The 22,666-nt window shown below is 64.6% G+C and carries 21 protein-coding genes; 9 read left to right on the top strand and 12 right to left on the bottom strand.

Annotated features, from left to right (window positions below; translation table 11 throughout):
• Positions 1-695: 695 nt before the first annotated feature.
• The 5 genes from ACFPQ5_RS02575 to ACFPQ5_RS02555 form a co-directional block, all read right to left on the bottom strand.
• A complete protein-coding gene (locus tag ACFPQ5_RS02575) occupies positions 696-1,256 on the bottom strand; it encodes a septal ring lytic transglycosylase RlpA family protein (RefSeq protein ID WP_379751602.1) in 561 nt (186 codons plus the stop codon).
• 422 nt (positions 1,257-1,678) lie between these two features.
• Positions 1,679-2,047 (bottom strand): Fur family transcriptional regulator, encoded by a 369-nt coding sequence (locus ACFPQ5_RS02570; RefSeq protein ID WP_379751600.1) that lies wholly within the window; start codon positions 2,045-2,047, stop codon positions 1,679-1,681.
• A gap of 15 nt (positions 2,048-2,062) precedes the next feature.
• Complete coding sequence (locus ACFPQ5_RS02565) at positions 2,063-2,914, bottom strand: sulfurtransferase (RefSeq protein ID WP_379751597.1); 852 nt, start codon at positions 2,912-2,914, stop codon at positions 2,063-2,065.
• Between the two features lie 8 nt (positions 2,915-2,922).
• The gene (locus ACFPQ5_RS02560; RefSeq protein WP_379751595.1) at positions 2,923-3,846 is read right to left on the bottom strand and encodes a DMT family transporter; all 924 of its coding nucleotides are present in this window, start codon (positions 3,844-3,846) and stop codon (positions 2,923-2,925) included.
• Between the two features lie 123 nt (positions 3,847-3,969).
• Entirely contained in the window at positions 3,970-5,070 is a 1,101-nt protein-coding gene (locus ACFPQ5_RS02555; protein WP_379751593.1) for an aromatic ring-hydroxylating oxygenase subunit alpha, read from the bottom strand.
• Between the two features lie 360 nt (positions 5,071-5,430).
• On the opposite strand from ACFPQ5_RS02555, the gene ACFPQ5_RS02550 reads away from it, so the two are divergent.
• The 4 genes from ACFPQ5_RS02550 to ACFPQ5_RS02535 all read left to right on the top strand — a co-directional run bounded on the left by ACFPQ5_RS02550 (position 5,431) and on the right by ACFPQ5_RS02535 (position 9,327).
• Positions 5,431-5,685 (top strand): exodeoxyribonuclease VII small subunit, encoded by a 255-nt coding sequence (locus ACFPQ5_RS02550; RefSeq protein WP_379751591.1) that lies wholly within the window; start codon positions 5,431-5,433, stop codon positions 5,683-5,685.
• Complete coding sequence (locus ACFPQ5_RS02545; RefSeq protein WP_379751589.1) at positions 5,682-6,575, top strand: polyprenyl synthetase family protein; 894 nt, start codon at positions 5,682-5,684, stop codon at positions 6,573-6,575. Before ACFPQ5_RS02550 ends, ACFPQ5_RS02545 begins: the two co-directional genes overlap by 4 nt.
• Positions 6,576-8,450 carry a 1-deoxy-D-xylulose-5-phosphate synthase gene (gene dxs / locus ACFPQ5_RS02540; protein WP_379751587.1) on the top strand — a complete coding sequence of 625 codons (1,875 nt, stop codon included), beginning with the start codon at positions 6,576-6,578 and terminating at the stop codon, positions 8,448-8,450. It abuts the gene before it with no gap.
• Between the two features lie 343 nt (positions 8,451-8,793).
• A complete protein-coding gene (locus tag ACFPQ5_RS02535; protein WP_379751585.1) occupies positions 8,794-9,327 on the top strand; it encodes a nuclear transport factor 2 family protein in 534 nt (177 codons plus the stop codon).
• A 1-nt stretch (position 9,328) separates the two neighbouring features.
• Here the strand turns inward: ACFPQ5_RS02535 and ACFPQ5_RS02530 are convergent, their stop codons facing one another.
• The 4 genes from ACFPQ5_RS02530 to ACFPQ5_RS02515 all read right to left on the bottom strand — a co-directional run bounded on the left by ACFPQ5_RS02530 (position 9,329) and on the right by ACFPQ5_RS02515 (position 12,156).
• Entirely contained in the window at positions 9,329-10,033 is a 705-nt protein-coding gene (locus tag ACFPQ5_RS02530) for a 2OG-Fe(II) oxygenase (RefSeq protein ID WP_379751583.1), read from the bottom strand.
• 80 nt (positions 10,034-10,113) lie between these two features.
• Positions 10,114-10,974 (bottom strand): DMT family transporter, encoded by an 861-nt coding sequence (locus ACFPQ5_RS02525; protein WP_379751581.1) that lies wholly within the window; start codon positions 10,972-10,974, stop codon positions 10,114-10,116.
• 76 nt (positions 10,975-11,050) lie between these two features.
• Positions 11,051-11,572, bottom strand: a complete 522-nt coding sequence (locus tag ACFPQ5_RS02520; RefSeq protein ID WP_379751579.1) for a GNAT family N-acetyltransferase — start codon at positions 11,570-11,572, stop codon at positions 11,051-11,053.
• A gap of 11 nt (positions 11,573-11,583) precedes the next feature.
• Positions 11,584-12,156, bottom strand: coding sequence for a helix-turn-helix domain-containing protein (locus ACFPQ5_RS02515; protein WP_379751577.1), 573 nt, complete (start codon positions 12,154-12,156; stop codon positions 11,584-11,586).
• A 129-nt stretch (positions 12,157-12,285) separates the two neighbouring features.
• Here ACFPQ5_RS02515 and ACFPQ5_RS02510 point away from each other — a divergent pair, with 129 nt between their 5' ends.
• Entirely contained in the window at positions 12,286-14,004 is a 1,719-nt protein-coding gene (locus ACFPQ5_RS02510) for a M1 family metallopeptidase (RefSeq protein WP_379751575.1), read from the top strand.
• Positions 14,005-14,177: 173 nt separating this feature from the next.
• Here ACFPQ5_RS02510 and ACFPQ5_RS02505 read toward each other — a convergent pair whose 3' ends face one another.
• Positions 14,178-15,677, bottom strand: coding sequence for a CitMHS family transporter (locus ACFPQ5_RS02505; protein ID WP_379751573.1), 1,500 nt, complete (start codon positions 15,675-15,677; stop codon positions 14,178-14,180).
• A gap of 234 nt (positions 15,678-15,911) precedes the next feature.
• Between ACFPQ5_RS02505 and ACFPQ5_RS02500 the strand changes: the two genes are divergently transcribed.
• The gene (locus ACFPQ5_RS02500) at positions 15,912-16,886 is read left to right on the top strand and encodes a tripartite tricarboxylate transporter substrate binding protein (RefSeq protein WP_379751638.1); all 975 of its coding nucleotides are present in this window, start codon (positions 15,912-15,914) and stop codon (positions 16,884-16,886) included.
• Between the two features lie 33 nt (positions 16,887-16,919).
• Here the strand turns inward: ACFPQ5_RS02500 and ACFPQ5_RS02495 are convergent, their stop codons facing one another.
• On the bottom strand, positions 16,920-17,510 hold the full coding sequence (locus tag ACFPQ5_RS02495; protein ID WP_379751571.1) for an SCO family protein: 591 nt from the start codon (positions 17,508-17,510) through the stop codon (positions 16,920-16,922).
• Between the two features lie 14 nt (positions 17,511-17,524).
• Positions 17,525-19,198 carry a multicopper oxidase family protein gene (locus ACFPQ5_RS02490; RefSeq protein WP_379751569.1) on the bottom strand — a complete coding sequence of 558 codons (1,674 nt, stop codon included), beginning with the start codon at positions 19,196-19,198 and terminating at the stop codon, positions 17,525-17,527.
• A gap of 388 nt (positions 19,199-19,586) precedes the next feature.
• Here ACFPQ5_RS02490 and ACFPQ5_RS02485 point away from each other — a divergent pair, with 388 nt between their 5' ends.
• Genes ACFPQ5_RS02485 through ACFPQ5_RS02475 form a run of 3 tightly spaced genes read left to right on the top strand, consistent with a single transcriptional unit; the run spans position 19,587 to position 22,664 of the window.
• Positions 19,587-21,344 carry a methanol/ethanol family PQQ-dependent dehydrogenase gene (locus ACFPQ5_RS02485; RefSeq protein WP_379751567.1) on the top strand — a complete coding sequence of 586 codons (1,758 nt, stop codon included), beginning with the start codon at positions 19,587-19,589 and terminating at the stop codon, positions 21,342-21,344.
• Positions 21,325-22,125: a substrate-binding domain-containing protein gene (locus ACFPQ5_RS02480; protein ID WP_379751565.1), complete on the top strand. Its 801-nt coding sequence runs from the start codon at positions 21,325-21,327 to the stop codon at positions 22,123-22,125. Before ACFPQ5_RS02485 ends, ACFPQ5_RS02480 begins: the two co-directional genes overlap by 20 nt.
• Positions 22,122-22,664, top strand: a complete 543-nt coding sequence (locus ACFPQ5_RS02475) for a c-type cytochrome (protein ID WP_379751563.1) — start codon at positions 22,122-22,124, stop codon at positions 22,662-22,664. Before ACFPQ5_RS02480 ends, ACFPQ5_RS02475 begins: the two co-directional genes overlap by 4 nt.
• Positions 22,665-22,666 lie beyond the last annotated feature (2 nt).

Genomic DNA, 22,666 nt, shown 5'->3' with positions numbered 1-22,666 from the left:
ACGCATCTTTCCTGTACAGTTACTTCATCAAGGACTGCTTTTGCCTAAGAGTTTTTCAACGCAATAGGCCAGAAGCGGACGTTTGCATTCACTGGGATTTCAAACATGACCCTGCGTAGACCACAGTTCCGCCCTGTCGGTGCGTTTGTGCTTACTCTGCTTCTTGCAGGTTTGTACTTCTGCTGCACGCTTGTGTTGCTTTCATCAAGCGTGAATGTGCTGTCTAACCTGCTGGGTCATGCGCTTTTTGTTTGGGTTCCTATCGCACTCTGCGCTCTGACGTATGCAATGACTGTTACAGATTCTTCACCTCGACTTGCAAGGTTGCTTCGTACTGCCGCTGCATCTACGCTAGCGCCTTCGCTGGCATTTGCATTCATTGCGTTCGTAGGTTTCGTTTGGCTTGATTGGAAGATGTAATCGTCATGGAGAAGCTGCCACGGGAATACCTGCCTTCGTAGGTCCGCAATGGGTCGAAACCGGCCATAGCCGATAGCAGACCTATTGTAGAGTCTGCTTACGACCCCAACAGACTTCGCTGCCCTGACCACCGAGTCCGTCAGAAAACGTTAGCCACCCGCTCTGGGTTCATTGATGTTCCAGCGATAACCAGGCCGCTCACAGTCCAAGCAAAACGTGAATCATTGTTTTTCAATTCACCCAGGCGGGGCGAGTCTCAAAAGGCACCAGGGCCTTCATGGCAGGATTACTTCGATCTCAACCAAGGCCCTGCCTTTCGCCGCATAGCCGAGCTTGGCTGCGGCCGCGTACGATAGATCGATGATCCTGTCGGAGAGGAACGGGCCGCGGTCGTTCACGCGAACGACGAGCGTTCGACCGTTCTCGACGTTGGTAACCCTGACATAAGAGGGGATGGGAAGGATCGGATGCGCAGCCGTGAGCTTCATCACGTCGTAGAGTTCACCACTTGCCGTCGGCAATCCGTGGTAACGGGTTCCGTACCAGCTTGCCACGCCACGCGCCTGGTAGGGCGTCAACTTGTTCATCGGCCGGTAGCTTTTTCCCATGGCAACGTAAGGCTTGAGCGCACCGGAAACGAACCGCTCTGCCTTGGGTACCGGCTCCTGGACTGCATCGATCTGCGCCTGCGTTATGCCTTTTGGTGGACCGTCGTTGAGGTAATAGCGCCCACCAGCTTTCGTTGGCTGAACTTTTGGTGTCGAACAGGCCGCAAGGGACAGCGCCAACGCAGCGACCAGCCCTGGTCTTGAACAGATACGTAAAATGCTTCTCATTGTTGCTTTCCACACGTTTTCGATCGCGGCCGACGCGCCGCAGACTTGCCACCATGTCGGGTGGCTAGCCTCAGGGCGCCTTGTCGAGCCGAACAGCCGTCGCCCAGATGAGCGCACCTGCACCGAGCCCCAGCATCGCAGGCGGCAGCAAGCCCCAGGCAAGCCAGGTCAACAGAGCGATCATTGGTGCAACGAGCGCCAACACTTTGCCACTCGCGCCGATAGACACTTTTTGGCCACAGTGTGGACAGGCGCCGTTTCTCACACGTTTTTGATGACCGGAGTCGGCAAAGAGGCCAAGTCGCGCTTGGCAATGGGGACATCGAAGTTGCATCGCTACAGACTCGCAATCAAGAACAATAACAGCGCTGATCGCACATTGGACAAAGTGCCCACCCGGCGGCCGCTTCTGGCCCATGCCTTCAGCGACAGTGACTGCACACCCCATACAAGGTCAACTCGTGCGATTCGAGCACGAACCCCTCAGGCGTCAGCTTCTGCATATCGCCCGGACACGCATGCACCTCATACACCCGATCGCAGCTGCGGCAATGGAAGTGGTGGTGATGCCCGTGGCCGGACACTTCGTAGCGGTCGCCGCCGCCCGGCAGCGAGACGGTCGTGATGTCGCCCGCCTCCAGCATGGCCTTGATGTTGCGGTAGATGGTGGCCATGCCGATGCCCGGCACCACGCCTTGCGCGTGTTCCAGGATTTCCTGCGGGGAGAGCGGGCGGCCGGCGTCGGCGATGCACTGCTGGATGGCGGTGCGCTGCTTGGTATTGCGTTCCATGGTTCCTCTTTCGCCTCAGGCGCCTTTGGCCACCGGCCGCGCCGGATCGCTGCTCCACTCGCTCCACGAGCCCGGATACAGGGCCGCGCCCGGCATGCCCGCCACTTCCAGCGCCAGCAGGTTGTGGCAAGCCGTCACGCCCGAACCGCACTGCATGATGGCGTTTGCAGGGTCATCGATCACGGAAGCAAACTCCTCGCGCAGCTGCTCCGGCGCCTTGAAGCGGCCGTCGTTGTGCAGGTTGTCCTTGAAAAAGCGGTTGCGTGCGCCGGGGATGTGGCCGCCCACCGGATCGATGGTCTCGTTCTCGCCGCGGAAGCGGTCGGCCGCGCGCGCGTCGACCACGGTGCGCTGCGCGCTCTCGATATTCTCCAGCACCTCGGCCACCGTCACGGTCGGCACGAAGGGCGCACTCAGGCTGATCGCACCAGGCGGTTTTACAGGCACCTCGGTCACGACGGGCTGGCCCAGCGCCTGCCAGGCCGGCAAACCGCCGTCGAGCACAGCGGAGGCTTCGTGCCCGATCCAGCGCAGCAGCCACCATAATCGCGCCGCATACATGCCGCCGTGGGCGTCATAGGCGACGACCTGCGTGTCGTCGCTGATGCCCCAGCGCCGCAGGGTCTCGACCAGCGCGTCCTTGGAAGGCAGCGGATGGCGGCCGCGGAACACGCCGTCTTCGCCACGCTTCGCTCCCGACAGCTCGGTTTCCATGTCCGCGAACACGGCGCCCGGCAGGTGGCCGGCGTTATAGGCCTCGCGTCCAAAAGCGAGGTTCATGAGGTCGTGGCGGCAGTCGACGACGACCCAGTCCGGATCGGCGATATGGGCAGCCAGGTCGGCCGCGGAAATCAGGGTCGTGTACATGGTGCTCCTCACAGTTCGCTGGCGATCGGATCGGTCTTCTTGATGGCGGCGCCTTTCGGCGTGCTCTTCGTATTGTAGAACGTCGCGGCGACGCCGGAGGCGAGGATCACGCCGATGCCGAGCCAGACGTGCCAGTCGAAGCGGTCGCCCCACAGGGCCAGGCCCCACAAGCTGGAGAACACGATGCCGGTGTACTGCAGGTTGGCCACCACCAGCACCTTGCCGACGCGGTAGGCGCGCGTCATCGCCATCTGCGCCATCAGGGCGGCCGCGCCGATCCCCAGCAGCAGCACGGCGCCGCCCATCGTATGGCCGTGGAAGGGCAGGCCGGTCTTTGCGCCGTCGCCGGCCAGCACGCCGGCCAGGCCGGCGAACATGGTCGTCAGCGAGAAGTAAAAGACCACGCGGTATTCCGGCTCGCCCATCTGGCCGAGCTTACGGACCTGCATATAGGCCATCGCCGAGATCACCGACGAGCACACGCCGGCCAGGCCGCCCAGCCACTGGTGCGATGCGATCGCCGGCTGCAGCACCAGGGTCACGCCGAAGAAGCTGGCACCCACCGCGACGATCAGCGGCCACTCGACGGTATTGGTCTTCGACCACCAGCCGGCCAGGAACAAGCCGGCCGCGATCCAGATCGGCGCCATGTAGTTCAGGGTCATGGCGGTGGCCAGCGGCAGTTTCGAGATCGCGAAGAACCACAGCCAGAGCGAAGTCACGCCGACCGCGCTGCGAAACAGGTGCTCTTTCGGGAAGGGCGTGCGGAAGCTGTGGCCCTGGTGGCGCACGATGGCGAACAGGATGACGGAGCCGATCAGGCCGCGGTAGAACAGCAGTTCGGAGGTGGTGTAGAACTCGGAAGCGAGCTTGACGCCGGCGCCCATGGCGGCAAAGGCGAAGCTGGCGAACAGCATCCAAAGAGAAGGCATTACGGTCCTGGAAAAACGATATCAGGTAGACGATACAGCAGACGGCGCGGCCGTGCTTGGCGTGGGGCCGGAACGGGCAGGGGAGAGGGCCGGCGCACGATCGCGTGCGCCGGCCTGCGGGTATTACAGGTCGATCTTGCTGCGGTACCACTCGTGGAAGTGCTGCATCCCGTCTTCCATCGGCGACTGGTAGGGCCCGACTTCGTTGACGCCGCGCTCCACCAGGATCTTGCGGCCCGCATCCATGCGCTGGGCGATCTCGTCGTCCTCGACGCAAGTTTCCATGTAGGCCGCGCGTTCGGCTTCGACTAGCTCGCGCTCGAACAGGGCGATCTCTTCCGGATAGTAGAACTCGACCACGTTGCGCGTTCTCGTGGGGCTGAGCGGCCACAAGGTCGACACCACCAGCACGTTCGGATACCACTCGACCATGATGTTCGGGTACAGGGTCAGCCAGATCGCGCCTTGCTTCGGCTCCTTGCCGCCGTTGAACTTCAGGACCTGTTCCTGCCACTTCTTGTAGGTCGGCGAACCGGCCTTCTGCAGGCCGCGGTTCACGCCCACGGTCTGCACGCTGAAGTCGCGGCCGAATTCCCATTTCAGGTCTTCGCAGGAGACGAAGTTGCCCAGGCCTGGGTGGAAGGGCTCGACGTGGTAGTCCTCCAGGTAGACTTCAATAAAAGTCTTCCAGTTGTAGTCGACGTCGTGGATCTCGACGTGGTCGAACAGGTAGCCCGAGAAGTCGAGGTCCTTCGAGACCGACATCTGCTTGAGCTTGTCCATCACGTCGTAGCCGTTCTGCTCGAACAGCAGGCCGTTCCAGCTTTGCAGCGTGGACTTCGACAGGTTCAGGCAGGGCGTTTCCTTGAAGTGCGGCGCGCCGATCAGCTCGCCCTTCAGGTCGTAGGTCCAGCGGTGCAGCGGGCAGACGATGGTATTGGCGTTGCCGCGGCCATTGAACATCAGCGCCTGGCGATGGCGGCAGACGTTGGACAGCACCTCGATGCCGTTGGCGTTGCGCACCAGCATGCGGCCTTCGTTTTCGGCAGGCAGGGTCGCGAAATCGCCGAGCTCCGGCACCATCAATTCGTGGCCGACGTAGCGCGGTCCCTTCTGGAACAGCTGCTGGATCTCGCGCTGCAGCAGATCATTGTCAAAATATACATTTACCGGAAGCTGAGCGCAGGAGCGCGCCAGCTTGGCGTGGGTAGCCAGATCGGACATCCCAACCCCCCTTATAAAATCACCGCCAAAGAAGAGAAAGAATCCAAAGACCAGTATTTATGCTGAGGAAATACGGTATTTCGGACAGAACCGGAGATTATAGCTGGTAACGAGCCCAGCCGTCTTCTACAGATGAGGTCCGTCGCGGGATTGTGGTGCGCAATGGCACAGATGGTGCCGAAATGGCATGGTTTTCATGATATGAGGGCAGTTGCACTCCCGACGAACTGTTCTAGAACGCAGCTCGGCATTCGCGCGAGGCCACCCCAAGGGTGTGTATTGTTTTAAAATACGCGATTCAACTCCCGCGCGGCGCACCCGAAGCGCATGGCGGGATCGCCGGCCCAACAAGAAGACATTATGGCAATCAATTCAAACGCGGGAGCGACGACGGCCCCAGCCTCCTTCGAAGAAGCAATGGCCGAGCTGGCCCAGCTCGTCAGCCAGATGGAAGGCGGCCAGTTGCCGCTGGAAGCCTCGGTCGCCGCCTATGCGCGCGGCTCCGAGCTGGTCAAGTATTGCGCGGCCCAGCTGGAAAAGGTCGAAGCCCAGGTCAAGGTACTTGAGGGCGACATGCTCAAACCCTTCAGCGCCGACGGCGCCGGCGAGCAATGATGGAACTCGACTTCACCCAGTGGATGGCGGGCGTGCAGGCGCAGGTCGAGGATGCCCTGTCCGACTTCCTGCCGGCCGCCCACCTGGTCCCGACCAAGCTGCACGAGGCGATGCGCTACACGGTGCTCGGCGGCGGCAAGCGCGTGCGTCCGCTGCTGGTGTACGCCAGCGGCGCGCTGTTCGACGCGGACCCGCAGGCGCTGGCCCGCGCCGCCTGCGCGCTGGAGATGATCCACGCCTATTCGCTGGTGCACGACGACATGCCCTGCATGGACGACGACGAACTGCGCCGCGGCAAGCCGACGGTGCACGTCGCCTACGACGAAGCGACCGCGCTGCTGGTCGGCGACGCGCTGCAGGCCCAGGCCTTCGAGGTGCTGGCCTCGAGCGACACGCTGCCGCCAGCGCGTCTGGTCGGCATGCTGCGCCTGCTCGCGCAAGCGGCGGGATCGAGCGGCATGTGCGGCGGCCAGGCGATCGACTTGGACAGCGTCGGCCTCTCGCTGACGCGCGAACAGCTCGAGCGCATGCACCAGTTGAAGACCGGTGCGCTGCTGCGCGCCTCGGTGCTGCTGGGCGCCCTGTGCGGCAAGGATTTGAACAATGCCGAACTCGAAGCGCTGGGCGCGTATTCGAAGGCGGTCGGCCTGGCCTTCCAGGTCGTGGACGACATCCTCGACGCCACGGCCGATTCGGCCACGCTCGGCAAGACCGCCGGCAAGGATGCGGCCGACAACAAGCCGACCTATGTGTCGATCCTCGGTCTCGACGAATCGAAGGCATTGGCGGAGCAATTGCGGCGCGACGCACACCATGCGCTTGCGCCATTTGGAGAACAAGCACTGCGGCTGCGCGAACTCGCGGACCTGATCGTGCAGCGGAAGGCCTAAATGAAACTGCTAGAAACCATCAACGACCCGTCGGACCTGCGCCAGCTCCCGCGCACCCAACTGACGCCGCTCGCCAACGAGCTGCGCCAGTACCTGCTCGACTCGGTCTCGAAAACCGGCGGCCACCTGTCCTCGAACCTGGGCACGGTCGAACTGACGATCGCGCTGCACTACGTGTTCGAGACGCCGCACGACCGCATCGTCTGGGACGTGGGCCACCAGACCTATTCGCACAAGATCCTGACCGGCCGCCGCGACCGCATGCACACGCTGCGCCAATTGCACGGCCTGTCGGGCTTCCCGAAGCGCGACGAAAGCGAATACGACACCTTCGGCACCGCGCACTCGTCGACCTCGATCTCGGCGGCGCTCGGCATGGCCGCGGCCTCGAAGATCAAGGGCGAGCATCGCCACGCGATCGCCGTGATCGGCGACGGCTCGATGACGGCCGGTATGGCCTTCGAAGCCCTGAACAATGCCGGCGTCGAAGAAGACTGCAACCTGCTGGTGGTCCTGAACGACAACGACATGTCGATCTCGCCGCCGGTGGGCGCGCTGAACCGCTACTTGGCGCGCCTGATGTCCGGCCAGTTCTACGCCGCCGCCAAGAGCGTCGGCAAGACCGTGCTGCCCGCTCCCGTGCTGGGCCTGGCGCGCAAGCTGGAAGAACACGCGAAGGGCATGGTGGTCCCGGCCACGATGTTCGAGGAATTCGGTTTCAACTACATCGGCCCGATCGACGGCCACGACCTGGACTCCTTGATTCCGACCCTGGAAAACATCAAGAAGCTCAAGGGTCCGCAGTTCCTGCACGTGGTGACGAAAAAGGGCCAGGGCTACAAGCTGGCCGAGGCCGAGCCGATCCTGTACCACGGCACCGGTAAATTCAATCCGACCGAGGGCATCAAGCCGGCCACCGCGCCCTCTAAAATCACCTACACCGAAGTCTTCGGCAACTGGCTGTGCGACATGGCGGCAGCCGATGCGCGCCTGGTCGGCATCACGCCGGCGATGCGCGAGGGTTCGGGCATGGTGCGCTTCCACGCGCAATACCCGGAGCGCTATTTCGACGTAGGCATCGCCGAGCAGCATTCGGTGACCTTCGGCGCGGGTCTCGCCACCGAAGGCCTGAAGCCGGTCGTTGCGATCTATTCGACCTTCTTGCAGCGCGCCTACGACCAGCTGATCCACGACGTGGCCCTGCAGAACCTGGACGTGACCTTCGCGCTGGACCGCGCGGGCCTGGTCGGCGCCGACGGTGCGACCCACGCCGGCAACTACGACCTGCCTTACCTGCGCTGCATCCCGAACATGGTCGTGATGGCGCCGTCGGACGAGAACGAGTGCCGGCAGATGCTGACCACGGCTTACCACTATCCAGGTCCGGCCGCGGTGCGCTATCCGCGCGGCGCCGGCGTCGGCGCGGCCATCCAGCAGGAACTGACATCGATCGAGATCGGCAAGGGCGAGATCAAGAAGAAGGGCGAGAAGATCGCGATCCTGGCCTTCGGGTCGATGGTGGCGCCGAGCCTCGGTGCAGCCAATGAGTTGAACGCGACGGTCGCCAACATGCGCTTCGTGAAGCCGCTCGACGTCGAGCTGGTCAAGCAGCTGGCTGCCGAGCACGACGTGCTGGTGACGGTGGAAGAGGGCGCGACCATGGGCGGCGCGGGTTCCGCCGTGGCCGAGGCGATGGCTGCCGCCGGCATCGTCAAGCCGCTGCTGATCCTGGGCCTGCCGGACAAATTCATCGACCAGGGCGATCCGGCGGCGCTGCTGGCGTCCGTGGGGTTGGATGCGAAGGGCATCGCGGCCTCGATCCGCGCGCGCTTCGGTGCGGCGGGTGGGACGCGGCTGGTGGTGAATAACTCCTGATCCTCAGGTTCAAACGGAAAGCGGCGCAAATGCGCCGCTTTTTTTCGTGGTGACTTGGGACCGCCACGGCGTGGGCACGGGGTGCCCACCCTACGAAACCGAAGCCGCGGGCGTTGGCACAGGCGTAGGGTGGGCGCCCCGAGCCCACCATGAAACCGAAGCTGCGGGCGTTAGCACAGGCGTAGGGTGGGCGCCCCGTGCCCACCATGAAACCGAAGCCGCGGGCGTTGGCACAGGTGTAGGGTGGGCGCCCCGTGCCTACCATTACGCGACCCGTTACATTCGGTGAACCTTTTCGGCCCTCGCTCTTCTATACTCATCCGTTTCCACCAGAGGAGACACGATGAAACGCTTCGCCGCCGCCTGCCTGTCGCTGGGCATCCTGTTCGCCGTCCCACAATGGGCCTGCGCCGAAAACCCCGCTGGCAAACAGCAGATCGAAGGCGTGATCGAGACCTTCCGCAAGGCGATCATCGACAAGGACAAGGAAGGCTTCCTGAAGCTGTTCACCAACGAGAACATCACCTGGAGCGGCGTGCTCCCCGACGCCAGCATCCAGGTGCTCTACGCCAGCCGCCCGAATCCGGAGATGCCGCCGCCGCACAAGGTCTTCAGCAGCAATCCACGCGAGTTCATCGACTTCATCGCCAAGCATCCCGGCCGCATCGAAGAGACCTTCGCCAACGTGCGCATCGACAGCGACGGCGACGTCGCCCAGGTCTGGTTCGACTATGCGTTCATGTACGGCGACTACAAGCAGAACTGTGGCAAGGAAAGCTGGCAGATGGTGCGCACCGAGGCCGGCTGGAAGATCGCGGCGGTCGTGTGGTCGCAGGAGATCAATCCGGTGCCGCCGCCGAAAACCGGCGCCCGTTAATCTAAACGCGCGCCTGTCCGAACAGGTCTTCGGCGCGCCGGAACAAAATCCACGAGGTGGCGATGAGCTTGTCGCCACTGACCGGCACGTGCCCCTTGTGCGTATGCGTGAACCCCGCCGGCGCGATGATCAATCGTCCCTTGCGCGCCTCCACCTTGCGGCCCTGGTACAGGAACTCGGTCTCGCCGCCTTCCTCCACATCGTTCAGGTAGAACTGGAACAGCAGCACCCGATGCAGCGTCTCGCACGACGCATTCTGCGGATACACCTCCGAATGCCAGTGGTGATAGCCGCCCGTCCCTTGTAGATACTTCTGCAGGTTGATCGCCCCGCAGCGGTACATCGACTGCAGCAGCGCCGGCAAGTGCGGCCGCCCGCATTCGTCGAAGTTATCCAGCGACAGCGCCACCGGCTCGCCCGTTTGCGGATGCGCGACCATCGGCGCCAGCGCGCCCAGCACCAGCGCCCGGTACTGGTCGATATAGGACGCCAGGTGCTGCGCCACGGCCGACATCATGAGGTTGCCGACGTCGTGCCATTCCTTGTGCGGGCCGATGGTCAGATCCCAGCTGTCCTTTTTGCTGGTGTCGACGCCGTTGCCGGTGCGGCCGCGCACGACCTTGTCGCTGGCCTCGAAACGGGCGACGATGGCGTCGCATTGCTCAGGGGTGAGGGCGTTGTCGTAGATGCCGATGAAGTCGTTCAAGGTCGGTCCTGTCATGTGTGCTTGCGTTGCGCTCGGGATGCGAGCGCCAGTGTACCGCGACGGGCGCCGAAGTACACTTGTCAGTGAAACCGGGAGGGTTCAGCCTCGGCGTGCACCTTCTCCTGGCGCAGGAGGTACAAGCCGCTGCCGATGATGATGGCCGCGCCAAGCAGCGTGTAGTGGTCGGGAAGGGTTTGCCACAGGACCCAGTCAATCGCCACGCCCCAGGCGAGCGCAGAGTATTGGAAGGGTGCGACGCTCGAGGCCTCGCCACGGGCGAAGGCTTCGTTCAGCGCCATCTGGCCAAGAAAGCCGCTGACGGCCAGCCCACCCAAAAGCAGTGCGTGCTCCGGATCGACAGCGACCCAGCCGGGGGTAGCCAGGGCTGTGGCGCCGATGGCCATCAGGATCATCAGCCAGAACATCATGTGTTCGGTGCGGTCGCTACGGGCCAGCATGCGGGCGGTAATGGCCGATATCGCATAACAGACCGCCGTGGCGAGAATGGCGATACCGCCGATGGTAATGAATCCGCTGCCGCCCGGGCGCAGCACCACCAGCACGCCGGCCATGCCGATCGCCACAGCAATCCATCGCTGCGGGCTGACCTGCTCCTTGAGCATGACGACAGACAGCGCGGTAATCAGGATCGGCCCGACGAACAAAATGGCATACGCTGCGGCCAGCGACAGGTCCTTGAGGCCGAAGGCAAATAGCGAAAGCATGGCGATGCCCAGCACTGCGCGCAGCAGGTGGAGTGGCCAGTTGACCCGCAGGACGGACCGCAGCGCGCCGCGCCAGGCGACCCAGGCGAATACCAGCGGCAGCGGCAGCAGCGAACGCAGCGCCGCGACCTGTATCGCCGGATAATGGGCAGCCAGCAGCTTCATGGTCGTATCCATCACCGAAAACATGCCCACTGCGATCAGCATCGCGTACATGCCGCGCAGGTTTTCCGAATCGCGGGTCGAACGGTCCTTGAGCGGTTTCCCGTGCAGTCTCGCAGGCCTTGACAACTCAGCCTCCCCGCTCGCGTGTATACATGCCGACCGCTTTGCCGGCCACCTCGGTTTCCGCTTCATACCTCAGGCCGAGGCGCCCGGCAACGCGCAGCGACGATTCATTGGCTGAAGCGATGAGGGCCCGGATTTTCGGTTCGCGCCGGGTCTCGAACGCATGGTGCACGGCCGCCGCCGCCGCTTCGTTCGCGAATCCCCGGCCCCAGAAGGCACGGTAGGTATTCCAGCCAAGTTCCATCACGGTGGATTCCTCGCGGAAGAACGCGCCCACAGTCCCGACGAGCCGGCCGGTCGCCTTTTCCTGGACCGCCCACCAGCCAGCGCCGTGTACGAGCCATAGTCCTGCTTGCGAGCAGAAGATACGCCATGCGGCCTGGCGGTCGGCCGGGCCCAGGTGGGCCGCGCTGACGGGGTCGGCGAGGTGCGCTACGAATGCGTCGAAGTCCTCGCGCCGATATTCGCGCAGCAGGAGCCGTTCCGTGTGGAGGTAGGGAACAGCAGTGGTGAACGCGTTATTCATGGGCTGGATTCCTAGCGCGAGGCCTTGTGGGGCTGGGTGACGAGCGCGACGATATAGCGCGCCGGCTTGTCGCCAGGATTGTGGAAGCTGACCGGCTGGTCCAGCTTCATGGCGAGGCAGTCGCCGGGGCCGAGCTGCCAGGGCGTGTCGCCCAGCGTCAGCTCGAGCTGGCCGTCGATCATCCAGAGCTGCTGGTAGACGTCGGTGTTGCGCGCCGCCGTTTCATAAGCGATGCGCTGGCCAGCGGGAAAGCTCACCTCGACCATCTGGATCGGCGAATACGTAAGCGGCGACAGGTTGCGGCGCACGTAGCCGGATGCCGGGTCGGTCCACACCGGCTGGGAGCCGGCCCGCGAAACGGGCGATGGCGCGTCCGCCGGCTTGTCGAACAGCGAAGCCAGCGTGACGCCGAGGGCAGCGCTGAGCCGGTCCAGCACGGTGGCGGTGGCACTGCTTTCGCCGCGTTCGATCGAGGAGATGTTGGAGCGGCTGACGCTGCTCCGTTCGGCCAGGGCTGCCAGGGTCAAGCCCTGGGCTTCCCGTAATTCGCGCAGGCGACTGGCGATGAGTTGGTTGATGTCCATGTAATCCAGTATATAGGAAAACAAATTCCCATATAACGGATTTTTTTCGCAGTCCGTCAATACTGCGCAAATGTTGTCCCTGTGATAAATTTCTCGAGATCATTTAACAGCATACCGGCCGCGCACACCATGAAAAGAATCGCCATCGCCAGTCTTCCCCTCCTGCTGGCGGCCTGCGCCAGCCAGCCCGCGCTGACGCCCTATACCGAAGGCAGCGGCGCCGAGCGCAGCGCCGAACAGCAGGCGCTCGAATTCGAAAAGGCCGACCTCACACTGCGGATCGAACCGGCCGCCAAGCGCATCCGCGGCGACGTGCTGCTGACCTTCAGCACCCGCGCGCCGCTGCAGCGCATCGAGCTGGACCTGGACCGCAATTTCGCCATCGACGCGATCGAGGTCGATGGCCAGACGCTGTCCGCCGCCGGCTGGCGTAACCCCGAGGGCAAGCTGACGATCGATCTGCCGCGCGTCCTCGAGCCGGGCAAGCAGGCCGCGGTGCGGGTGCGCTACCAGGGCCGCCCGCACGTGGCGAAGAAGGCGCCCTGGGATGGCGGCTTCGTCTGGTCGCAAACGCCCGATGGCCAGCCCTGGGTGGCCAGCGCCGTGCAGGGTGAAGGCTGCGACCTGTTCTGGCCCTGCATCGATCACCCGACCGGCAAGGCGAAGACCGTCGATGAACACATCAGCGTGCCGGCGCCGCTGGTCGTCGCGGGCAATGGCATCGCGATGGGGATGGAGGAGCGCGACGGCTGGCGCACCTATCACTGGCGCACGAAAAACCCGAGCACCTACGGCATCTCGGTCAACGTCGGTCCGTACAAGGAACTGACGGGCAGCTACCGCAGCCGCTACGGCAACACGATCCCGCTGCAGCTGTGGTACCTGCCGCAGAGCGAGAAGGGCGCGAAGGAGCTGTTCGCGGAATTCCCGCAGATGCTGGACTTCTTCGAGAGCGTGATCGGCCCTTACCCCTTCGGCGACGAAAAGATGGGCGTGGTCGAGACGCCTCATAAAGGCATGGAGCACCAGACCGTCAACGCCTACGGCAACAAGTACGCCAAGACGGCCTACGGCTACGACGAGCTGCTGCAGCACGAATTCGCGCACGAGTGGTTCGGCAACCAGCTCACCAACGCCAACTGGGACGACATGTGGCTGCACGAGGGCTTCGGCACCTACATGCAGCCGCTGTACGTGCAGCACCTGCACGGGAACCAGGAATACTATGCCTCGCTGATGGCGCTGCGCGCGCGCATCGAGAACAAGGCGCCGGTCGTGTCGGGCAAGCCGAAGACCGAAGAAGACGTCTACGACACCAAGCGCGGCGGTCCGGGCCAGGACATCTACAACAAGGGCGCGCTGATCCTGCATACGCTGCGCGGCCTGGTCGGCGACGAGGCCTTCTTCCGTTCGGTGCGCGAGATCGTCTACGGCACCGACACGCCGCGTCCGGGCTCGATGGCGCCGCGCTACGGCACCACGCCGGAGTACATCGCCATCGTCAAGCGCGCCAGCGGCCGCGACCTGGACTGGTTCTTCCAGGCCTATCTGTACCAGACGGCGCTGCCGGAACTGCAGGCGACCCGCAGCGGCAATACCCTGCAGCTGGCCTGGAAGACGGAAAAGAACACGCCTTTCCCGATGCCGGTCGAAGTGCGCGTCGGCAGCCGCATCGTGACCGTGCCGATGCAGGACGGGCACGGCAGCGTCGAGCTGCCGGCCGGTGCAGCCGAGGGCGCGGACTATACGCTCGATCCGCAATCGAAAGTGCTGCGCCGTGCACTGCGGATCGAGCGCTACCACGAGTACCAGGAAGAGCAGAAGAAGGCGCGCGCAGCCTCGGCCTAAGGCGCGCGGGTGCAGAACCAGACCGCGGCGCCAGTGGCGGCAAAGCCGCACGGGGTTGTAGGGTGGGCATGCCCACGCGTGACGCCGGCATCGTGTTGGCGGGGTCTTTCTTCGAACGAAGCCAACATGGTGCGACGTTTACGCGTGGGCATGCCCACCCTACACGATAATCGTCAACCGCCCACGAAAGGAATCACGCCGAACACGAGCGCCGCGACCAGCATGACGATCGAGGCCGAGATCGACCAGATCAGCGTATAGCGCTGGTGATCGCCGAATTCGATCTTCGACATGCCGACCAGCAGATAGGTCGACGCCACCAATGGGCTGAGCAGGTGCACCGGCTGGCCGATGATCGAGGCGCGGCCGATTTCGGCGGCGCTGATGCCGTACACGGCGGCCGCCTTGGCCAGGATCGGCACCACGCCGAAGTAAAACGCATCGTTCGAGATGAAGAAGGTGAACGGGATGCTCAGCACGCCGGTGACGATCGCCATGTAAGGGCCCATCCAGGCCGGGACTGCCGCGATCACGCTGGTGGCGATCGCGTCGACCATCTTCGTCCCCTGCAGGATGCCGACGAAAATACCGGCGGCGAAGATCAGCGAGACCACCGGCACCACGTTGGCCGCATGCTCGGCGATGCGTTCCTTCTGGTCTTCCAGCTTCGGATAGTTGACCATGATGGCGACCGCGAAGAAGATCATGAACAGCGCCGGCAGGGGCAGGGCGCCCTTGATCAGCAGGCCCATGAGCAGGGCGGTCAGCGCGAAGTTCACCCAGATCAGCTTTGGACGTGCGGTGGCCGGCTTCGATACGTTGACGCCGGCGTCAACGCCGCCCGTGGAAACGCTGCCCGCCACATGTGGCGCCGGGGCCGATGCGCGGCGCTCGACGAAACCGCCCGTTGCGGCCATGCCGGCGACAGGTGCGCCCGCGGCGCCGGCCTGCGGGATCCACTGGCCGGTGGTGCCGTCCTTCTGGCCGGCCGCCGGTACCTCGACCAGCGCTGGATTGAGGACGCTGTCGTTCGCAGCCTGCGGAGCATCGAGCTCCAGCACGCCGAGGCGCTTGCGTTCGCGCTTGCCCAGCACGTAGGCGACGAACAGGACCCAGCCCGCGGTGACGGCCATCGGCAGGATCATCGGCACGAAGATCTCGCCCACATCGACGCCCAGCGCACTGGCGGCGCGTGCCGTCGGGCCGCCCCAGGGCAGGATGTTGAAGACGCCGCCCGCCAGCATGATCACGCAGGCCAGCACCAGGCGGCTCATGCCGAGGCGCTGGTACAGCGGCAGCATGGCCGCGACGGTGATCATGTAGGTGGTGGCGCCGTCGCCGTCGAGCGAGATGCACATCGCCAGCGCCGCCGTGCCGACCACGATCTTCATCGGGTCGCCTTTGACGATCGCCAGGATCTTGCGCACGACGGGATCGAACAGGCCGGCGTCGATCATGACGCCGAAGTACAGGATGGCAAACATCAGCATGACGCCGGTCGGCGCCAGGTTCTTGATCCCGGTGAGCATCATCGGTCCGAGTTCCGCGCCGAAGCCGCCGATCAGCCCGAAGGCGATCGGGACGACGATCAGCGCGACCAGGGCCGGCAGGCGCTTGGTCATGATCAGGAACATGAACACGACGATCATGGAATAGGCCAGGGCGGTTAACATTGTCTTCTCCTCAGGGACGGCGCCTTCCCCTTGCGAGGAGAGGCTGGCGCACAAAACACAGCGTTATCACGGTTGTGTATTGCTCTTATCAGCGTGAACTATATGCGCGCCCGCCTTTCAATCAGCTTTCAGCCGGCCCTCAAACGCACGCTTCGGGTGCGCCGTGCGCCGAAGCGGGGCAGGGGCTATGATGGCGGCGTGAACATCCCGCGACCTTTTCTTCGTTCCTTCCTGATGCCGATGCTGGCGCTGGCCTGCCTGCCCGCCGCCGCTGCCAGCCCGTCCCCCGCGCAGTGCCTGGTGCCCTCCAAGCCCGGCGGTGCCATGGACCTGACCTGCAAGCTGGCGCAGCACGCCCTGCACGACCTGCCGGGCCCGGCGCGGCAGGGCGCCGTTCCCGCCACCGACCTGAAGCTGCGCTACCTGCCCGGCGGCGTCGGCGCCGTGGCCTGGCATACGCTGGTGTCGCAGCGCCGCGCCGAAGCCGATACCCTGGTCGCCTTCTCCGGCGGCTCGGTGCTGAACCTCGCGCGCGGCAAATTCGGCAAGGCCAGCGTCGACGACGTGCGCTGGGTCGCGGCCTTCGCCACCGACTACGGCATGGTTGCGGTGCCCGCCAATTCTCCTTACCGCACGCTGCGCGAACTGCTCGAGGCGATCGGGCGCGATCCGAAGCGCGTCCTGATCGGCATGTCGGGCACTATCGGCAGCCAGGACTGGATGAAGATGGCGCTGCTGGTGCGCCAGGCCGGCGTCGATCCGCGCAAGATGCGCTTCGTCGCGCTGGAAGGCGGCGGCGAGCAATTCGTCGCGATGGACGCGGGTCACGTGCAGGCCATTTCGGGCGACACCTCCGAAGCCCTGCTGAACGCCGGCTCGGGCAAGGTGCGGGTGCTGGCCGTGCTGTCCGAACACCGCCTGCCGGGTGCGCTGGCCAATGTTCCCACCGCGCGCGAGCAGGGTTTTGACGCGGTGTGGCCGGTGATCCGCGGCGTCTACATGGGCAAGGACGTGCCCGAGGCCGACTACCGGCGCTGGGTCGCCGCCTTCGACGGCATCGAGGCGCAGCCCGCCTTTGCACAGATGCGCCGTGATGCGGGCCTGTATCCGTTCGCACTGACGGGCGACGCGCTGACCCGCTACGTCAGGCAGGCCGTGGCCGACTACAACCGGCGCGCCGTCGAGTTCAATCTGGTGCGCGAACGGTAAGACGCACGCCGGGATCACGTGCGCGGATTGCCCTTACCCGGCAAGCTCGGCGATCGACCTGGCCAGCTTGGCCGGCGACAGCAGCGAGGGCATCATCGACCAGCGGTCGAGCGCCTCGTTACCGATGCGGACCATTCCCGTGTGCTGGGCGAGATCCGCATCGACCGCGGGATCGGGATCGAAGAATCCCAGCTTGCGGCGGATGGCGTCGATGTCGCGGCGCTCCCCGGTCAGCAGGGTCCAGCCGGGCGCGAGGCCGTAGCGCCTGGCATAGGCCTGCAGGGCCGGCGGCCGGTCGATCTCGGGCTGCAGCGTCAGCGAGTAGAAGAACACGTCGCGCCCCATCCGTTCGCCTAGCAAGCGCTGCACCTGCATCAGGTTGGCCGTATTCGGCGGGCAGATGTTCATGCAGCCGGTGTACATCATGTTGAACACGACGACCCTGTTTCCGCGTACCGCGTCATCGTAGAAATGGATCGTCTTGCCCTGGTGGGTCTGGAGCGCCGCGTTCGGGAAGGCGCTGGCGGCCGGTCCGTTGCGCGTCGGGCGCGCCTGCGCCCCGGCGGCGATGGGCAGCAGGGCGCCGGCCATCGTCGTTTTCAACAGCATGCGTTTGGCGTTCATGTCGGCTCCCGGCATCATGGTTTTGTAGGCTGGATGTCGAAGCGGATCATCATCGCGTGGTCTTCGTGCATGTGATGATGGCAGTGCATCATGTACCTGCCGTTGAAGTCGCGGAACTCGACCAGGATCTCCGCAGTCACGCCGGGCAGCAGCGAGATCGTGTCCTTGCGGCCGGCCCACTCGGGCGGCGGCGGCTTGCCGTTGTAGGACAGGATGCGGAAATCGTCGAGGTGAACGTGGACCGGATGCGCCCAGCCGCCTTTCGTCTCCATCCGCCAGATCTCGGCCACGTCCTGCTGGGGCCTGGCGTCGATCCGGTCGTGGTCGAAGAACTTGCCGTTGATCGCCCATTGTCCATTCGTGCGTTCGAACGTCCACGAGCGTTTCCTGGTCGAGCCGTTGAAGGGTGCGGGCGAGAGCGGGCGCAGGAAGGCGGGGATGACGCTCCTGTCCTCGGTCTTGTCGCCGACTTCGAAACGCAGCATGCGGATGCCCGGACGCAGCTGCTGCAGCTCGGGCTTGCGCGGATCGTCCTGGCGCATCCGGTTCACCAGATACAGCCTGGTGCCGGGAGCGAAGCGCGAGAAGTCGATGATGATGTCGGCCCGCTCGGCCATCCCCAGCAGTATTTTCTTCAGCGTCAAGGGACGCTCGAGCAGGTTGCCGTCGCTGCCGATGAAGGTGAAGGGCTGATCGCGGTCGCCTGCATCGGCCAGATACATCTCGAAGTAGCGCGCCATGCTGCCGTTCAGCAGGCGGAAGCGGTACTTGCGGCCTTCGACCTTGAAGTAAGGCTGGACCTTGCCATTGACCAGAAAATGGTTTCCCAAAAAGCCTTCCGGACTGAGCTGGTCGAAGAACAGGTTGCCGCCGGAATCGAAGCGTTTATCTTGCAGCAGCAGCGGAATGTCGTAGCGTCCCACGCCAGCAGGCAATTTCAGGCCGGTGGTTTCGTCTCCCGTGTCGAGGGCGTCGAAGCCCAGGTAGAAGCCGGCCAGGCCACGATACACATTGGCCGCCGTGTAGTCTTCGCGATGGTCGTGGTACCACAGGGTACCGGTGATTTCGCGAAAATCCTTATTGGGCGGGAAGTTCGGGTAATGGTAGTCGAGGAAGGCGCCGGGCCGGCTCAGCGTCGGCCCCGCCTTGTAGGCGCTGTAGTAGTCGGATGCGAAGCCGTCCGAGGCCGGGCCGACGTGGCCGCTGTGTAGATGGATGCTGATCTCGGGCGAGCCGTATCCCACGTGGGTTTCCGGCAGCTCGTTGCGGAAGCGCACGATGGCCGGCACCCCGGCACGGGCGATGAAGGTCGGTCCGGGTATCGAGCCGTTGTAGGCCCATACCGTCTCCTGCGGCAACTGGCTGTGGTAGCGGTATTTCGTCTCCTTCACGTGGATCTCGTACTGCACTTCGGGATAAAACTCTTCGAAGCGCTGATGTTCGGCGCGTCCCGCTTCACCCGTGACCGGCAGGCGTCCCGGCGGCGGCGACAGGACGGTCGGCCGCGCGATCGGCGGGATCGGCAGCGGGTCGATAAACGGATCCAGGTGCGGCGTGGCGGTCTGCGCACTGCTTGGCCGGGGCATCAAACCTTCGTGGGCAAGGGTCAGTGCGCCGGCAGCGGTGCCGCCCTTGAGTAGCATCCGGCGGCCCGGGTTGGGTGTGCCGTTCAACAGTGAGAGATTCATGAGCGTTCCTTCAGCAAGATTCTTGATATGTGTGCTGCTCCCCTGTGTTTGCGCTCATCGTGTAGTGCGCAGTGTTTTGACGGCCTCGAGCGCTAACCACAATGTTCATCCTAGTTCGACTTTTGGTATTGAAAAGGCCGCTATCGATCTCTCATGTAGAAAAAAAGCGGGTCGAGAAACACAGGCGGCCACTGGCGTACGATCGCTCACTCGCGCTGCAAGTGCCCGCCGATACGGTCCGCAAAATAGCCTCGCACGCGCCGATAGAAAACGTGTATTTGATCTGCAAGTTTCGCTACAGCAGAGTTAAGCACCGCACATTAGACCTTCGTACACTTCATTAAAATTTCCTGTACAGACATCCAACGAACCACTGACAGGGCAGGTAATGAAGCCGTTTCTCGCAGCCTTTTTTGTCCTGATGAACCTGATGCCGGCGCCTGCCCCGGCCGCCGAGCCCGAAGGCGAATGGCACATGGCGGCGCGCGATTACGGCAACACGCGTTTCAGCCCGCTGAGCGAGATCACCCCCGCCAACCTCCCCAAGCTGAGCCTCGCCTTCACCTTCTCGACCGGCGTCCTGCGCGGTCACGAAGCGGCGCCCGTGGTGGCGGACAACACGATGTTCATCGTGACGCCCTACCCGAACCTGGTCTACGCGCTCGACCTCACCAAGCCGGGCGCGCCGCAGAAATGGAAGTTCGATCCCAAGCCGGCCGCCAGCAGCCAAGGCGTGGCCTGCTGCGACGTGGTCAACCGCGGCGTGGTCTACGCGGACGGCAAAGTGTTCTTCAACACGCTCGACATGAACACCATCGCGCTCGATGCGAAGACGGGCAAGGAGCTGTGGCGCACGAAGCTCGGCAGCATCGAGAAGGGCGAAACCATGACCATGGCGCCGATCGTCGTCAAAGGCAAGGTCCTGGTCGGGAACAGCGGCGGAGAGTTGGGCGTGCGCGGCTGGCTCACGGCGCTGGACGCCGCCACCGGCAAGATCGCCTGGCGCGCCTGGAGCACCGGTCCCGACAAGGACGTGCTGATCGGCCCCGCCTTCAAACCCTTCTATGCCCAGGACCGCGGCAAGGACCTCGGTACGCGCAGCTGGCCCGGCGACGGCTGGAAGATCGGCGGCGGCACCGTCTGGGGCTTTCTCACCTACGATCCCGAGACGGACCTCGTGTACTATGGCACCGGCAATCCGGGGCCCTGGAATCCCGAGCAGCGCCCCGGCGACAACAAGTGGACCTCGGGGATCTTCGCCCGTAAGCCCGATACCGGCGAAGCCGTCTGGTACTACCAGTGGAGCCCGCACGACCTGCACGACTACGACGGCGTCAACGAGAACGTGCTGGTCGAGATTCCTGTCCAGGGCAAGCAGCGCAAGGTGATCCTGCACCCGGACCGCAACGGCTACCTGTACGTGCTCGATCGCGCCAGCGGCCAGGTGCTCTCGGCCACGCCCTATGCGGCGATCACGACCAGCACCCGCGTTGACCTGCAGACCGGTCGCCTGGTCTACAACCCGGAGAAGGACCCGACCGCGGGCAAGACGGTGCGCGACATCTGCCCGGCGTCCTCGGGCGCCAAGGACTGGCAGCCGTCGAGCTGGTCGCCGCGCACCAAATTGCTGTACCTGCCGATGCAGAACATCTGCCAGGATGCGCAGACTTTCGAGACCAGCTACATCTCGGGCACGCCGTATGTCGGCGCCAGCATCGAGCAGTATCCGGGACCGGGCGGCCACCGCGGCGAGTTCGCGGCCTGGGACCCGGTCGCGCGTAAAAAAATCTGGAGCATCAGGGAGAACTTCCCGGTCTGGAGCGGGGTGCTGGCCACCGCGGGCGACGTCGTCTTCTACGGCACCATGGACGGCTGGTTCAAGGGGCTCGACGCGAAGAGCGGCAAGCTGCTGTGGCAGTACAAGGCCGGCTCCGGCATCATCGGCCAGCCCGTGTCCTACCGCGGGCCGGACGGCAAGCAGTACATCGCGGTGCTGGCGGGGATCGGCGGATGGGCGGGCACCATCGTCTCGGGCGAAATCGATCCGCGCGACGGTACCGGCGCGAACGGCATGGTCAATCTCACCAGGGACCTGCCGAAGTACACGGCCAAGGGAGGGATGCTGTATGTTTTCGCGCTCCCGTAAGTGCATGTTGGTGGCCTTGCTGGCGCTAGCCGGCGCGGCGCAGGCCGAGGAGCGCCTGCTGCGCGTCTGCGCCGACCCGGACAACCTGCCGTATTCGAACGCGGACGGCGCCGGCTTCGAAAACAAAATCGCCGAACTGGTCGCGCAGGACCTGCACGCGAAGCTCGCCTACGACTGGTGGCCGCAGCACCGCGGCTTCGTGCGGCGCACGCTGGGGGCCGGCATGTGCGACGTCCTGATCGGCGTGCCGGCCGACTTCGAGCGCGTCAGCACCACGCGTCCCTACTACCGTTCGAGCTACGTGTTCGTCACGCGCGCGGGCGAGTCCGTGCCCGGCTTCGCCGACCCCGCGATCCGCCAGCGCCGCATCGGCGTCCAGCTGATCGGCAACGACATGGCGGCCACGCCGGCCGGCCACGCGCTGGCGCGCGCCGGGGCCACCGCCAACGTCACCGGTTTTACGATTTTCGGCGACGGCCCGGCGGCGCAGCGCATGGTCGATGAAGTGGATGGCGGCGGCATCGACGCCGCCCTGGTGTGGGGTCCGCAGGCCGGCTACTTCGCGGCGCGCGCCCATAAACCGCTCAGCGTCAGCATCGCGCGTCCGCCGGCCGGCACGCCGGAACCCTTCGAGTTTTCCGTGGCGCTGGGCGTCAAGCGCGGCAACAAGGCGCTGCTGGCGGAGCTCGACGGCGTGCTGGAACGCAGACAGCGCGACATCGACGCCATCCTGGCCGCTTACCACGTGCCGCGCACGGATGCGGCAGGGGAGGGGCGATGAAGACGACCGTGTTGTCGATGCTGCTGCTGGCGGGCCTGGCGGGCTGCTACCGTGAGGAGCGTCCGGACCCGGCGCCGCCATCGCCGCCGACCACGTCCAGCGTGCGCCTGAGCGAAATCGAGCCGGGACAGAAGCAGGCGCCTGCAGACGTCTCGAACCAGTACGAAGAGAACGCCTACGCGCTCTCGCAAGGAAAAACGCTGTTCCGCAAATTTAACTGCAGCGGTTGCCACGGCCAGGGCGGAGGCGGCATGGGCCCGGCCCTGATGGACGACAAGTGGAACTATGGCAGCGAGCCCGAAAACATCTACGCCACCATCGTGCAAGGCCGGCCGAACGGCATGCCGGCCTTTGGCGGCCACCTCACCAATGATCAAGTCTGGCAGCTGGTGGCCTATGTGCGTTCGATGAGCGGACAGGTACGCACGGACGCCGCGCCTTCGCGCAGCGACGAATTCCAGTCGGCGCCGCAGGAAGGCCGGCGCGAGAAGGAAGAACCGAAGGACGCGTCCGATGCGGCGGCCGCGCCGAAGGGGTGACC

The organism is Massilia suwonensis, from assembly GCF_042655665.1.
Classification (GTDB): domain Bacteria; phylum Pseudomonadota; class Gammaproteobacteria; order Burkholderiales; family Burkholderiaceae_D; genus Telluria; species Telluria suwonensis.
This window is presented reverse-complemented; position numbering and strand designations above follow the sequence as displayed.

What these genes read in the sequence shown, in the direction of transcription:
- ACFPQ5_RS02495 (WP_379751571.1), bottom strand. Translation starts at nt 17,510, where the DNA reads ATGAACGCCAAACGCATGCTGTTGAAAACGACGATGGCCGGCGCCCTG.
- ACFPQ5_RS02570 (WP_379751600.1), bottom strand. Translation starts at nt 2,047, where the DNA reads ATGGAACGCAATACCAAGCAGCGCACCGCCATCCAGCAGTGCATCGCC.
- ACFPQ5_RS02515 (WP_379751577.1), bottom strand. Translation starts at nt 12,156, where the DNA reads ATGGACATCAACCAACTCATCGCCAGTCGCCTGCGCGAATTACGGGAA.
- ACFPQ5_RS02525 (WP_379751581.1), bottom strand. Translation starts at nt 10,974, where the DNA reads ATGTACGCGATGCTGATCGCAGTGGGCATGTTTTCGGTGATGGATACG.
- ACFPQ5_RS02475 (WP_379751563.1), top strand. Translation starts at nt 22,122, where the DNA reads ATGAAGACGACCGTGTTGTCGATGCTGCTGCTGGCGGGCCTGGCGGGC.
- dxs (WP_379751587.1), top strand. Translation starts at nt 6,576, where the DNA reads ATGAAACTGCTAGAAACCATCAACGACCCGTCGGACCTGCGCCAGCTC.
- ACFPQ5_RS02490 (WP_379751569.1), bottom strand. Translation starts at nt 19,198, where the DNA reads ATGAATCTCTCACTGTTGAACGGCACACCCAACCCGGGCCGCCGGATG.
- ACFPQ5_RS02560 (WP_379751595.1), bottom strand. Translation starts at nt 3,846, where the DNA reads ATGCCTTCTCTTTGGATGCTGTTCGCCAGCTTCGCCTTTGCCGCCATG.
- ACFPQ5_RS02485 (WP_379751567.1), top strand. Translation starts at nt 19,587, where the DNA reads ATGAAGCCGTTTCTCGCAGCCTTTTTTGTCCTGATGAACCTGATGCCG.
- ACFPQ5_RS02545 (WP_379751589.1), top strand. Translation starts at nt 5,682, where the DNA reads ATGATGGAACTCGACTTCACCCAGTGGATGGCGGGCGTGCAGGCGCAG.
- ACFPQ5_RS02565 (WP_379751597.1), bottom strand. Translation starts at nt 2,914, where the DNA reads ATGTACACGACCCTGATTTCCGCGGCCGACCTGGCTGCCCATATCGCC.
- ACFPQ5_RS02555 (WP_379751593.1), bottom strand. Translation starts at nt 5,070, where the DNA reads ATGTCCGATCTGGCTACCCACGCCAAGCTGGCGCGCTCCTGCGCTCAG.
- ACFPQ5_RS02505 (WP_379751573.1), bottom strand. Translation starts at nt 15,677, where the DNA reads ATGTTAACCGCCCTGGCCTATTCCATGATCGTCGTGTTCATGTTCCTG.
- ACFPQ5_RS02510 (WP_379751575.1), top strand. Translation starts at nt 12,286, where the DNA reads ATGAAAAGAATCGCCATCGCCAGTCTTCCCCTCCTGCTGGCGGCCTGC.
- ACFPQ5_RS02535 (WP_379751585.1), top strand. Translation starts at nt 8,794, where the DNA reads ATGAAACGCTTCGCCGCCGCCTGCCTGTCGCTGGGCATCCTGTTCGCC.
- ACFPQ5_RS02550 (WP_379751591.1), top strand. Translation starts at nt 5,431, where the DNA reads ATGGCAATCAATTCAAACGCGGGAGCGACGACGGCCCCAGCCTCCTTC.
- ACFPQ5_RS02500 (WP_379751638.1), top strand. Translation starts at nt 15,912, where the DNA reads ATGCCGATGCTGGCGCTGGCCTGCCTGCCCGCCGCCGCTGCCAGCCCG.
- ACFPQ5_RS02480 (WP_379751565.1), top strand. Translation starts at nt 21,325, where the DNA reads ATGTTTTCGCGCTCCCGTAAGTGCATGTTGGTGGCCTTGCTGGCGCTA.
- ACFPQ5_RS02520 (WP_379751579.1), bottom strand. Translation starts at nt 11,572, where the DNA reads ATGAATAACGCGTTCACCACTGCTGTTCCCTACCTCCACACGGAACGG.
- ACFPQ5_RS02575 (WP_379751602.1), bottom strand. Translation starts at nt 1,256, where the DNA reads ATGAGAAGCATTTTACGTATCTGTTCAAGACCAGGGCTGGTCGCTGCG.